Annotated in this window: 11 protein-coding genes; 9 read left to right on the top strand and 2 right to left on the bottom strand. The window is 39.6% G+C overall.

The features are described from left to right. Positions 1-87 precede the first annotated feature (87 nt). The 4 genes from fdhA (at position 88) to M2353_RS12475 (ending at position 4756) form a co-directional block, all read left to right on the top strand. Positions 88-1302, top strand: a complete 1215-nt coding sequence (fdhA, locus tag M2353_RS12490) for a formaldehyde dehydrogenase, glutathione-independent (protein ID WP_284725510.1) — start codon at positions 88-90, stop codon at positions 1300-1302. Positions 1303-1511: 209 nt separating this feature from the next. Then, positions 1512-2456 (top strand): ABC transporter ATP-binding protein, encoded by a 945-nt coding sequence (locus M2353_RS12485; protein WP_284725509.1) that lies wholly within the window; start codon positions 1512-1514, stop codon positions 2454-2456. 19 nt (positions 2457-2475) lie between these two features. Next, positions 2476-3642 (top strand): ABC transporter permease, encoded by a 1167-nt coding sequence (locus M2353_RS12480; protein ID WP_284725508.1) that lies wholly within the window; start codon positions 2476-2478, stop codon positions 3640-3642. Beyond that, a complete protein-coding gene (locus M2353_RS12475) occupies positions 3635-4756 on the top strand; it encodes an ABC transporter permease (protein ID WP_284725507.1) in 1122 nt (373 codons plus the stop codon). The genes M2353_RS12480 and M2353_RS12475 overlap by 8 nt, the downstream gene beginning before the upstream one ends. A gap of 138 nt (positions 4757-4894) precedes the next feature. Here M2353_RS12475 and M2353_RS12470 read toward each other — a convergent pair whose 3' ends face one another. After that, positions 4895-5788, bottom strand: a complete 894-nt coding sequence (locus tag M2353_RS12470; protein ID WP_284725506.1) for a LysR family transcriptional regulator — start codon at positions 5786-5788, stop codon at positions 4895-4897. A 129-nt stretch (positions 5789-5917) separates the two neighbouring features. On the opposite strand from M2353_RS12470, the gene M2353_RS12465 reads away from it, so the two are divergent. From M2353_RS12465 to M2353_RS12445, 5 genes are all read left to right on the top strand, one after another. After that, on the top strand, positions 5918-7360 hold the full coding sequence (locus M2353_RS12465; RefSeq protein ID WP_284725505.1) for an alanine/glycine:cation symporter family protein: 1443 nt from the start codon (positions 5918-5920) through the stop codon (positions 7358-7360). After that, the gene (locus M2353_RS12460) at positions 7357-8514 is read left to right on the top strand and encodes an iron-containing alcohol dehydrogenase (RefSeq protein ID WP_284725504.1); all 1158 of its coding nucleotides are present in this window, start codon (positions 7357-7359) and stop codon (positions 8512-8514) included. Before M2353_RS12465 ends, M2353_RS12460 begins: the two co-directional genes overlap by 4 nt. Before the next feature lie 236 nt (positions 8515-8750). Continuing rightward, positions 8751-9500 carry a glucose 1-dehydrogenase gene (locus M2353_RS12455; protein ID WP_025207689.1) on the top strand — a complete coding sequence of 250 codons (750 nt, stop codon included), beginning with the start codon at positions 8751-8753 and terminating at the stop codon, positions 9498-9500. A gap of 371 nt (positions 9501-9871) precedes the next feature. After that, positions 9872-11092: an MFS transporter gene (locus M2353_RS12450; RefSeq protein WP_284725503.1), complete on the top strand. Its 1221-nt coding sequence runs from the start codon at positions 9872-9874 to the stop codon at positions 11090-11092. A gap of 70 nt (positions 11093-11162) precedes the next feature. Continuing rightward, positions 11163-12203: a 2,3-butanediol dehydrogenase gene (locus M2353_RS12445; RefSeq protein WP_008342621.1), complete on the top strand. Its 1041-nt coding sequence runs from the start codon at positions 11163-11165 to the stop codon at positions 12201-12203. Between the two features lie 40 nt (positions 12204-12243). On the opposite strand, the gene M2353_RS12440 is transcribed toward M2353_RS12445, so the two are convergent. Next, a complete protein-coding gene (locus M2353_RS12440) occupies positions 12244-12957 on the bottom strand; it encodes an amino acid ABC transporter permease (protein WP_041090876.1) in 714 nt (237 codons plus the stop codon). Positions 12958-12963 lie beyond the last annotated feature (6 nt).

The following is a 12963-nucleotide window of genomic DNA, read 5'->3' as shown; positions in this document are numbered from 1 at the left end:
AATGTGCGGTTAAAAGAAGGAAAAAGCCCGAGAAAGAGAGAATTTTGGAGAGACTTCATTTTTAAACAAAAAGGGAGGAATGAAAACATGTCGGGAAACAAAGGTGTCGTTTACAAAGGAGCAGGAAATGTAGCAGTTGAGGATATTGGATACCCTGATTTGGTTTTAAGGGATGGCCCTGGTGTACCTAAAGCCAATGTTGGACGTAAGTGTGAGCATGGCGTCATTTTAAAAGTAGTGACAACAAACATTTGCGGGAGCGACCAGCATATGGTAAGAGGGCGCACAACTGCGCCTGAAGGACTTGTCCTTGGTCATGAAATTACTGGTGAAGTCGTTGAAGTTGGACGAGATGTAGAGTTTATCCAAAAGGGTAATCTCGTATCAGTTCCGTTTAATATTGCCTGTGGTCGCTGCGTCATGTGTAAGGAACAAAAAACCCATGTGTGTTTAAATGTGAACCCCGATCGACCTGGCTCAGCTTATGGTTATGTAGATATGGGCGGATGGGTTGGCGGCCAATCAGAGTACGTCATGGTGCCATATGCTGATTTCCAGCTGCTTAAATTTCCGGACAAAGATCAGGCGATGGAGAAAATACTTGATTTGACAATGCTTTCCGATATTTTCCCGACAGGTTTTCATGGTGCGTATTCGGCTGGCGTAAAACCAGGCTCTACTGTCTATATTGCTGGTGCAGGGCCAGTAGGTCTTGCAGCAGCGCATTCCGCTCAGCTCCTTGGCGCTTCTGCTGTCATCGTCGGCGATCTCAATGAACAAAGGCTCGAGCAGGCGAGAAGCTTTGGCTGCGAAACGATTAATTTACGAAAACATGATCGAATCGGTGAACAAATGACAAACATCCTTGGAGAGCCAGAAGTCGACTGTGCGGTCGATTGTGTCGGCTTTGAAGCTTCAGGTCATGGAGATCAAGGAGAAGCACCAGCCACCGTTTTAAATACAATTATGGATATTACCAAAGTTGGCGGTAAGCTTGGAATTCCAGGACTTTACGTCACAGAAGATCCAGGTGCTGTGGATGAAGATGCAAAAGTTGGATCTCTGAAAGTGCGAATTGGACTTGGCTGGGCCAAAGCCCATACCTTTGTGACAGGCCAAACCCCTGTCATGCAATATCACCGCAGCTTGATGAAATCTATTTTAAGCGGAAGAGCACAAATCGCCAAAGCCGTTAATGCAACCGTCATTTCCCTTGATCAAGCCCCTAAAGGATATAGCGATTTTGATTCGGGTGTGGCGAAGAAATTTGTGATTGACCCGCATGGCATGATTTCTAAATAATGATCCATCGAAAAAAACTTACAGGATTTTTCCTGTAAGTTTTTTTGTTTATAAATATAAAAAGACCTATACTGTTCTTCTGCATTTCATAACGTGGTAAAATGAGTAAATTGGAAAAAATGATCTTTAGTTGAAAGACATACCATAAAATAGTTGGCAATGATTGGACAGGGTTATGATAGATAGGAAGAATAGAGGAGAGATTGCGATTGCTAAAAGTACAAAACATCATCAAAAATTATGAAGGTAGACAAGTATTAAAAGGGGTTAGCTTCCACTTAAAACAAGGTGAATCATTTGGACTGTTGGGCCCTAATGGTGCAGGGAAATCAACCTTAATCGGTATCATGACAGGACTTATACATGCAACGAGCGGGACTATTACGATTGGAGGCATTGATCTACATAAAGAAACAAAGCATGCACAGCAATTGATTGGCATTGTTCCGCAAGAGATCGCTTTATATTTAGATATGTCAGCAAAAGAAAATTTAACATTTTGGGGGAAAATGTATGGACTTAAAGGAGAAGAATTAAAAAGCAGAGTACAAGAAATCCTTGAATTAATTGGTCTGGGCAATAGAGCGAATGATAAGGTGAAAGTATTCTCAGGAGGGATGAAAAGAAGAGTGAATATCGGATGTGCGATTTTGCATCGGCCAAAACTATTAATAATGGATGAGCCTACAGTGGGTATAGACCCGCAATCCAGAAATCATATATTAGAAACAGTTAAAACGCTAAATAGTGAAGGAATGACGATTATTTATACGAGTCATTACATGGAGGAAGTCGAATATCTATGTGAAAAAATAGCTATTATGGATCAAGGTTCTTTCATTAAGGTAGGTGATTTAAGTGAATTGGCTGAGCTTGTTGGAGAAAAAAGAGAAATCATTTTTACGATTAAATGTGAACAAGGACAAAAGGATATGGAGCGAGTGTGCCAATATATAAATGAATACCACCCACTGAATGACTTTATGGTGCAGGAAAATCAAATCAAATTATTTGATGACAATCCTCAGCATTTACTAAGTCAACTTATTCAAGGTGTAACCGCATTAAATGTTCAATTAATTTCAGCAGAAGTTGTAGAACCAAATTTAGAAAATGTATTCTTGTATTTAACAGGTAAGAAATTACGAGACTAGATCGAATAGAGGTGAGTATATGAGTATTTGGGTTGTACTGAAAGATCTATTATTGTTTTTTAGGGATAAGAAAAGCTTTTTTACACTTTTTTTTATGCCTATCATATTAATTGCTATATTAGGTGCAGCATTTGGAGACAACATGAAGAAAGATAGCGAAATTAGGATCAATTCATTTCGAGTAGGAATAACAGATCAAGATAAGTCCGCTACAAGTAAAATGTTTCTTTCAACATTGTCTAAGAGTGAACTCAGTGACATATTTGAAGTGAAGGTCACCTCGAAAAATCAGCTAGAGAAAGATTTAAATAGTAGAGACATTACAATGGGTACAATCATCAAGCCGAATTTTGAAAAAAGCATATTAAATCACGATCATGTGCAATTGAATATTTTGAAAGGACCTAATTCAAGCTTACAGGAAATGGTCCTAGAAAATGTGGTTTTGCAATTCTTTCAAAATTATCATATGAATCGTATTCTGGTGCCGTTGAATCAAGGTAAAGAAGTGGAGATCGTGTCTGATCAACTGAAAAAAGAACTAGTGAACGAAAGGAACATTCATATCAACAGCCAGCCGATTACATCCTTCCAATACTACGCAGGCGGGATGGGTGTGCTTTTTTTATTAATGACTGTTGTTTTCTTGGTTGGCAGTATGATAGAGGAAAAAGAAGAAGAAGTCTATAAAAGACTACTAGTATCAAAGTTAAGCAATACTAGTTATATCATTGGAAAGTTATTGGGCATTTTTTTAATGAGTATGATTCAACTTGCGGTCATTATTTTATTTACTAGTTTTGTCTTTAAGGTGAATTGGGGAGAGCCTTTTACTGTTGTTATGATCGGATTTAGTTTTATATTAAATGCTGCGGGTTTAGGGGTGTTGATTGGTTCTTTTATCAATAGAGAAAAAACGTTTAACAGTGTGGGGATTTTAGGAACTCAAGTGTTAGCTGCTTTAGGTGGGAGTATGGTGCCCTTATACTTATTCCCACAATGGGTGATGAATATCAGCTATTTTTTACCTAATTCTCTTGCACTTCAAATGTTTTTGAAAAGTATGGCAGGTGCTGATTTTAGTGAAATTCAAAGTGGATTATTACTTAGCTGTGGGATGGGACTAGCTTTCTTCATCATTGCTTTATTAAGAATGTCTTTTGAAAGGAAGCATCGCTATGCATAAAATATTAGCCATTATCACGTTAAAGTTAAAAGAAACATTAAAGTCTCCATTGGCTCTCATTTTTTTATTTGTTATGCCAATCATATTTAGTTTTATCTTTGGCAGCGCGGCATCAGATACAAAAAAACCCACAGTTGCTTTTGTTCAAAATCCTCAACAAGACGAACTCAATCAGGAAATATTAAAAGTGCTCAAAAAGAACACGACATTTCTTTGGATAAAGGCGTCTGAAATTGAAGCGGAAGAATTAGTATCTGATGAAAAGGTAATTGCGTCGGTTAAAGTCTCTGATCAATTAGAGTCCCATTTAAAAGAAAATAAAGAGATTTTTGATGTGACAGTTTATAAGAAAACTGAGGAATATGCAGTCTTATCTCCCTATTTAAAAGAGGCAGCAGCGATCATTTATCAGATCAATTACGGTGTGAAAGATCAGAGAAGTGCTTCTCTCACCACTGCATTGAATAAGTTAAATGAATCTGGCACCATTTCGTTGGTTGAAAAAAAACAAGATGGTCAAGCAAACCAGCAACCAAATTTAATACCGCTTGGCTTTACCATTATGTTTATGATGTTTGCGATTTCAAGCTCTTTGTCATCTATACATTTGGAGTATAAAAATTATACATGGCAAAGATTGCTTTCGAGTCCAATCCATAAAATATATGTACTTCTGGGCTATTTAATGGCATATTTCCTTCTTGGATGGATACAATTGGGTGTTCTTTTGACCATCTTATCTATTTTCTTTAATGTCTACTTAGGCAACCTGTTTCTTATTTTATTGTTCGGATCATTTGTTATAGGCCTTGTCGTAAGTTTAGGGTTTATGATAGCTACTTTATCTCAAACGAAAAAACAAGCTGAAATCTTTAGTGCAATTGTCATTGTAGGATCGTGCATGCTGGGTGGTATTTATTGGCCTCTAGATATCGTTCCAGACATTATGAAGAAGATTTCTTTGACTATACCGCAAACATGGATGATGTCTGGTTTTGGTGAGATCATGAGCGGCAATGTTAATCTTTCTATCTTATTATTAGATGCGACGGTTTTAATTGCTTTTACGGTGATCTTTATGATCATTGGTTTGAAGAGTATCAGATCCTATTAATCCTTTGTTCTTCTAAAAAGCCCTCTATAGCTATGTAGAGGGCTTTTTGTATACACGTGATTTACTTTAAATGATTGGATAACTTGTTAATATTTAATGGTGAAAGAAATTGAAGGCTGCCCAAATAAATATTTCAGATTACCCATTGAGAAGGATATAATCCTCTGTTAAATCAACAAACGCCTTCAAAGCAGGAGACATCCATTTATTTTTATGCCAGAATAGTTGGATTTTCGTTGTGAGACAGGGTCCCATCCAATTGATTTTAATCATATGGCCTTCTGTTATTTCTCTTTTTATAGAAATTTCGGGAAGTACAGCAATTCCTAAACCAGCCATTACACATTTTTTTATGGCTTCTACATCTGCTAGTTCTAGTTTACTTCTCGGTTTTGCTCCTGCCTGTGTCAAAGAGTGTTCGAAGGCGTAACGATAATCGCAGTCTTCAGTTAACAACAATCTTTGCTCGTCTAAATCGATAGGATATACTTTTTGTTTTTTGCTCAATGGATTTGTTGGACAGCATACAATGGCCATCGGTTCATCTTTTAATTCTCTTACAATTAAATGTGAGGATACGACAGGATTCATCGATAATAGGGCGACATCAATTTGTCCTTCCAGTAATAGATTTAAAACATCCTTTTCAGCTATTCCGGGACGGAAAATCAGTTCTACTTTAGGATACGTTGTTTGAAAGTCCGTTAAAATATGAGGAAGTCGATAGGTACATTGTGTTTCAGATGCACATATTCTCAAAATGCCGCTTGGCTCACTCATCCCGCCAACAGCCTCTAATGCTTCTCCTGTTAAACCTAAAATCTTATCCGTATAATCTTGAAACTTCATACCAGCTTCTGTTAAAATTACCCTTTTTCCAAGCCTTTCAAAAAGAGGGGTTCCTAACTCTTCTTCTAATGCAGCGATATTTGCCGTGATACTAGATTGAGCATAGCCAAGTATTTGTGCTGTTTTTGTAAAGTTTAATACTTTTGATGCTGTTTGGAACATCATCAGTTGCTTTATTTCCAACGTCAATTCCTCCTAAATCGGGTGAGCCGATTGATGCAATCAGAAAACTTCTATAGATAGATCATAACATTTTTACTATGATAAAAGTAGGCGCTTTCATTATTTAGAATGTTCAGATCTTATAGGGGGATGGCTTTGTTTGAAACGATTGTCAATTCAATAAATGACTTTTTATGGACATATATTTTAGTCGTTATGTTAATAGGGATTGGAATCTACTTTACGGTGAGAATGAAGTTTATGCAAATTGTCTTACTAAAAGAGATCTTCCGTTCTATTTTTGAAAAAGCCCCAAAAATAAAAGGGAGTCAAGACATTTCTTCAATGCAAGCTTTCTTTATCGGAGCAGCGACGAGGATTGGAACTGGAAATATGGCAGGTGTTGCTATTGCTATCACAGTTGGTGGTCCTGGAGCTATTTTCTGGATGTGGTTTGCAGCAGTTTTAGGGGGAGCTTCTGCATTTGTCGAAAGCACACTCGCTCAAATATATAAAGTGAGAACAAGTGATGGTTTTAAAGGGGGGCCAGGCTATTATATACAAAAGCAATTTGGACTGAAATGGCCAAGTAGGATCTTTGCCTTTTCTGTTATTCTTAGTTTTGGCTTAATTTTTAATGCAGTACAAACGAACACCATCACAAATGCCTTTCGATATTCATTTGGTATCAGTCCGATTGGTATGGGGGTATTCGTAACCATTCTTACGGCTTTCATCATTTTTGGTGGTGTAAAGAGAATTGCCCGCTTTACCCAAATCATTGTGCCAATCATGTCCTCGTTTTATATTATTTTAGCACTTTATGTGATTGTGACAAATATCGCTGATGTACCCGCAGCATTGGCAAGTATTATGAAAAGCGCGTTTGGATTAGAGCAAATGGTTGGAGGCGGAATCGGCGCTGCAATAATGAACGGTGTCAAACGCGGTTTATTTTCCAATGAAGCAGGAATGGGAAGTGCGCCAAATGCAGCAGCAGCTGCCCATGTTTCACACCCAGTAAAACAAGGGTTTGTTCAATTATTAGGCGTATTTTTTGATACATTAGTTGTTTGTAGTTGTACAGCATTTATTATTATGCTATCAACAGTAGAAACAGCAGGTGATTTGTCAGGTATTGAAATTACTCAAGCTGCAATGGCGCAGCATTTTGGTTCTTGGGCTAGTATTTTCTTAGCATTTGCGATCTTTACTTTTGCATTTAGCTCCATTGTAGGTGGCTACTATTACGGTGAAGCCAATATCGGTTTTATTCATCACAGTGTAACCGCACTATTCGTGTATCGAATCACTGTTTTAATGATGATCATGTTTGGTGCTCTCGCCAACTTACAAATCGTTTGGACGTTAGCGGACTTGTCGATGGCGATTATGGCTATTGTTAACTTGGTTGCCATTGCGATTTTAGGCAAATTTGCTTTTGCGGCTCTAAATGATTACATGGGACAAAGAAAGGTAGGAAAGAACCCTGTTTTTTACGCTTCTACCATTCCAGGTTTAAAAGGAATAGAATGGTGGGGAGCAGAAAAACAAGCGATTAAATCAACAAATGAAGGGGTAGAAAATCAATGATAAATTTTGAATATGATTGTCATACGAAAATGATCATGGGGACCGGTAAATCTAAAGATATTGCCTCTATTGTAGAGGACATTGTTTTGCCTAGTGCTACACTTATGATTGTGACTGACCCTGGTGTAAAAAGCGCAGGATTGGTGGCGCCTATTGAAGCGTATTTGCAAGAAGCTGGTTATTCCGTTGTCGTCTTTGATCAAGTATCTCCAAACCCAAGAGATCATGAATGTCTAACGGGTGCAGAGCTCTTTAGAAAAGTACAAGCATCAGCGGTTATTGCGATTGGTGGAGGCAGCCCAATGGATACGGCAAAAGCCATTGCTTTATTAGGTCCAAATGGCGGTAATCCTGAAGAGTATATAGCAGGGAAGAAGGCGTACACAAATGTATCACCCTTAATTTGTATTCCAACCACGGCTGGAACTGGCTCTGAGGTGACCCGCTCATCTGTGATTACGTTAGCTGCTTCACATAAAAAAATCACCTTAAAACATGCCTTGCTTCGACCAACTATTGCTATTTTGGATCCTGCTCTTACTTCTACTGTGCCAAAAAGTATAACAGCGGCAACAGGTGTTGATGCACTGGTCCATGCGATTGAAGGCTATACATGTAAAGAAACAAACCCTATTTCTAAGGCGATGGGGGCAAGCGCAATGAAAACCATTGTGACCTATTTACCGAAGGCGTATGAAGACGGGTCTGATTTAGAAGCAAGATACAAAATGCAGGAAGGCAGTTTACTCGCTGGCTTATGCTTCGGTTCCGCTGATGTAGCAGCCGTGCATTGTTTAGCCGAAGCGCTCGGCAGTCTTTATGATACGCCTCATGGTATCGCAAATGCTGTGTTTTTACCTTATGTCATACAATTTAATGCAGCTGAAAACAAATCATTGCACATAGAGCTTGCAAACATCATGGGCTTTGCAGATAAAACGGATGCAGATGATGTGGCGATTCAAAAATTAATGGATGGTATGTATACATTCACAAAGAATTTAGGTATTCCATCACTAAAAGAATTATCTTATGTAAAAGTAGAAGATTTTGAAAAAATGGCTGAACTAGCAGAACAAAACAACTCTACAAAAAGCAATGTTCGTGCCGTTACGAAAGCGGACTACTTAGATATACTAAAGGCTGCTTTTTAATATAGTCATACAGAAAAAGAGCCGAATAGAATGACTGAATGATAAACACAAACTTTCCCAGACTTTACACAAGAAGCAAACGACTATGTCGTCAATATGGAGAATTACAAATATACCACCCTCCTAATGTATGATTTAGGTGGTGGTTTTTCTATGTCCCATTTGACTAGGTATCATGTATACATGAGTGGTATGATAGACGACAACATCTCAAGAGAGAAAGGATAGGATAAACGATGAACTTTCACAATAAAACAGTTGTCATCACTGGCGCAGCCAATGGAATTGGTGAGTCGATTGCGTATGGCTATGCGAAAGAAGGGGCGCGTGTTGTGCTTGCGGATATTGACGAAGAGAAGGGCAAGCGCTTGGAAGATCAGCTGAAAAAGGAGTCCTTTGAGGCTTTTTTTAAAAAGACGGATGTGAAACAAGAGAAGGATATTCAAGACATCATGTCGGCTGCTGTGGCTCGTTATCAAACGATCGATATTCTCATCAATAATGCAGGGGTTATGTGTACAAAATCGCCTTATGAGCTAACGGTTGATGAGTTTGATCATGTGCTGCATACAAACCTACGAGGTGCTTTTTTATGTGCAAGGGAAGCGGCACGTTATATCAAAGAGAATCCAAACGGCGGTTCCATTGTGAATATTTCATCTACCCGTGCGACCATGTCAGAGCCTCATACAGAAGCGTATGCTGCATCAAAAGGCGGGATATCAGCACTTACTCATGCGCTGGCTGCTTCTTTTAGTCAGGATCACATAACAGTAAACAGCATTTCCCCTGGATGGATTGAAACGAAGGATGAGAAAAGCCTGCGAGAAATTGACCATCAGCAGCATCTTTCCAATCGAGTAGGAACGCCAAAGGATATTGTCAAAGCTTGTTTTTATTTAACAGATGAAGACAATCAATTTGTGACTGGAACCGATTTGGTTGTTGATGGCGGCATGACGAGAAAAATGATTTATGCGGATTAACATGAAAAAACATTGACGCCTTGACGGAGGCGCAGTACAATATAGAACAATTCAGCTGAAGATCGTGATGAAAAAAAGATAAAGCGCAAATAGAGAAGAGTATGTAATGGCTGCCTCACACAGAGAACTCCGTGAAGCTGAGAAGGAGCTGGGAAGCGTTACAGAACCAAGCCTCTTAGCTCTGCACCGGATTCATTGTGATGGTGATGCAGCGGCATTCTCCCGTTATAGAGAAGGGTTAGCGATAACCTGCTAAGGTTCATCTGGTAACAGGTGAATGAACTGAGGTGGCAACGCGGAGTCAATCCCGTCCTCAAGACAGAAATGTCTTGGGGGCGGGATTTTTTTATGACAAAAAGGAGGGCACCACGATGAAAAAACATTGGCGGGATATGAGCATGTTACTTGGAGCGATTGGTATTGCGAACATAGGAGAATGGATTTATATGATTGCTCTCCATCTGCTGATTTTTCAGGAAACGGGCTCCGTTCTTGCTGTAACAGCCGTCTATATGTTAAGACCTGTCTCGGCTCTTTTAACAAATAGCTGGTCTGGTAGCTTAATAGATAGACTGAATCAGCGGAATGTCATGATCAGTCTAGATCTATGCCGGGCCATTCTGATTGCTTGTTTACCCTTTGCCTTATTTTCAGGCCACTTATTGATCGTATATGTGATGCTATTTCTCATTCATATGGCACAAGCCATGTTTCATCCAGCTTCGATGGTGTATATGACAGCACTAATCCCGGCGGATAAACGAAAACGGTTTAATGCCATTCGATCTTTGCTTCAGTCTGGTGGATTTTTACTCGGACCCGCCGTAGCAGGGTTGCTTTTTCTCATTGGTACACCAGTCCTTTCAATTTATGTAAATGCAATCTGCCTTTTGATATCTGCTGTTTTGACGATGTGTTTACCGATTTTGTCAAAAGCAGCCGGGGCACAAAAGGGCTTTTCTCTCTCGGTATTAAAGGAAGATGCAAAACTTGTGTTTCGTTTCAGTCTCACATCCAGGCAAGTGATGGCCGTGTATTTATTATTTAGTGCCGCCATCACAGTGCTGCCGACTGCCATTGACTCACTTGAAGCAGCTTTTGCAAAGGAAGTGCTGATGTTGACCAATACCGAATATGGGTTTCTTGTCAGTGCAGCTGGGGCAGGGATTATCGCAGGGGCATGTCTCAATACGGTCATTGTCGAAAGGCTGCCTATTTCAGTGATGCTTGGTGCGGGGAGTTTGTTTGTGGCTTTTGGATACTTGATCTATGCTTTTTCAAGCACATTGACTGTCGCAGCAGCTGGCTTTTTTGTTCTCGCTTTCTTTTTAGCATTTGCAAACACCGGTTTTATGACTTTTTATCAAACGAATATCCCGGTAGAGGTTATGGGGAGAGTGGCAAGTTTTTATGCGTTATGTGAAGCTGTTCTGACGATGATGATGACAGGAATATGCGGCGCATTGGCGCATGTTTTATCGATACGTACTTCTGTCATGATTGGCTGCCTATGTATGCTTCTTATTTGTCTGTTGCTATGTTTTGTCATTTTTCGTCCATTGACTGTCAAAAAAATAGTGCATCTTACTTAGAAAATTAAAAAAATTATGTTATCATTATTTAAGTAAGTTAATTAAATTGATGAGAAAAGGAGTCTTACAAATGAAAGCACTACGCTGGCACGATCAAAAGGACATTCGACTAGAGGAAATTGACGAACCAACAGTTGCTCCAGGAAAAGTGAAACTGAAAGTAAAATGGTGCGGCATTTGTGGTAGTGATTTACATGAATATTTAGGCGGACCGATTTTCATTCCTGTGAATGAACCTCATCCACTTACAAAAGAAAAAGCACCCATTACACTGGGACACGAGTTCTCTGGTGAAATTGTAGAAGTTGGAGAAGGCGTGAGTAATTACAAAGTAGGCGATCGAGTGGTTGTTGAACCTATTTTTGCAACTCACGGGCACCAAGGTGCTTACAACTTAGATGAAAACATGGGCTTCTTAGGACTTGCTGGTGGCGGTGGAGGATTCTCTGAATATGTATCTGTCGATGAAGAATTACTTCATTTGTTACCAGACGAAATTTCATATGAGCAAGGTGCACTTGTTGAACCTTCTGCAGTTGCTTTATATGCGGTTCGTTCTAGTAAAGTGCAAGCTGGGGATACAGCAGCTGTGTTTGGCTGTGGGCCAATCGGTTTACTTGTCATTGAAGCATTAAAAGCAGCTGGTGCTACTGACATTTATGCAGTGGAATTATCAAAAGAGCGCCAAGAAAAAGCAAAAGAACTTGGAGCGATCATTGTAGATCCTTCTCAGTATGAAGATGTTGTTCAAGAAATCGCACGCCGCACAAATGGTGGAGTCGATGTTTCTTTTGAAGTGACAGGTGTACCTGTTGTATTGAAGCAAGCAATCCAATCAACTAGAATTTCAGGTGAAACAGTCATTGTAAGCATTTGGGAAAAAGGCGCAGAAATTATGCCGAATGACATTGTCATTAAAGAACGTACAGTCAAAGGAATCATCGGCTATAGAGACGTATTTCCATCTGTATTAAACTTAATGAGAAAAGGCTATTTCTCTGCAGATACACTCGTCACGAAGAAAATCAAGCTGGACGATGTGATCGAAGATGGCTTCCATGCATTAATCAATGAAAAAGATCAAGTGAAAATTTTAGTCAGTGCTGAATAAGTAGGACGATAAAGAGAATGGCAGATGCCGTTCTCTTTTTTTAACGTCCAAGAGATTTTCCGTACACGCTGACTCGTTTCTCTAACAAAGCAAAAGCGAGTTCAAAGAAAATACTAAGCATCCAATAGATCAAAGCAGAGACGAGATACGTTTCTAAAAACTTGTAGCCGTCATTTGCAATGATGCGAGAGATTCCCATGATTTCCAGTACACCAATTGTAAACGAAAGGGATGTGGCTTTTAATAGCTGAATGAGCTGATTGCCTAGGTTTGGCAGGGCAACCACAAACGCTTGCGGTAAAATAATGCGCATCATCGCCTGTCTGGTGGTCATGCCAACGATTTTCGCCGCTTCAAGCTGCCCTCTGTCTACCGCAAGGAGTGCGCTGCGGACCACTTCTGTTAAATGTGCGGCTGAATGCAGGCTGAAGGTGATAAGGGCAACGGTAAGCGGGGAGACCATATCCGGGTGAAAGGTCAACCCAAAAGTGCTATTCATTTTGGTCAGAACAAATGGAATGCCATAAAAGAAAGCAAACAACTGAACAATGAGAGGTGTTCCTCTAAAAAATGAGACATAGAGCGTGACCAACTGGCGGAGCACAGGGATACGAAAGAGGCGAATGAAAGCAAAAACAGATCCAATCAAAAGGCTCACAGCCATAGAAACAAGTGCAATCAATAAGGTAAAGGGAACGCCTTTTAGAATATGTGGTATTTGGTCAATCGCAAATGATATATCAATGGTTTGCATCAAATC

This window comes from Bacillus aerius (assembly GCF_029894105.1).
In the GTDB taxonomy this organism is placed as follows: domain Bacteria; phylum Bacillota; class Bacilli; order Bacillales; family Bacillaceae; genus Bacillus; species Bacillus altitudinis.
Note: the sequence above shows the minus strand (reverse complement) of the source record. Positions and strands in the feature narration are given on the sequence as shown.